The organism is Peribacillus sp. SIMBA_075 (assembly GCF_046534585.1).
Genome location: NZ_JAWRYN010000575.1, coordinates 1 through 273, shown reverse-complemented (window position 1 = coordinate 273; position 273 = coordinate 1). Strand labels below are relative to the sequence as shown.

The 273-nt window shown below is 43.6% G+C and carries 1 protein-coding gene; it reads right to left on the bottom strand.

The window, feature by feature from the left end; genetic code table 11:
• Positions 1-73: 73 nt before the first annotated feature.
• On the bottom strand, positions 74-273 hold a 200-nt coding region (locus SB775_RS29460), incomplete at its 5' end, for a hypothetical protein (protein ID WP_410864777.1).

The following is a 273-nucleotide window of genomic DNA, read 5'->3' as shown; positions in this document are numbered from 1 at the left end:
CCTGCATCATCAGTAACACGCCGTGTGAAAGCGCTTCAATTATTGCTTATCATAGCTGACGTCTTGTATATTGTCAATCACCAAGGTGATTAAAAAGTTGGAACTTTTTAGGGAGCGGATAACGTTCTATGTTGAAATGGTAACTGAATATGACCAAGAAGATCGCAGGTGAGCACGTCACCATACAGTTTGGAGGATCGGATTGGGCAGGAGTTAAACAGGTCAGTCCCGAATAGGTGATCGAGCATGTCCGTACTTCGTCTAAAACAAAGC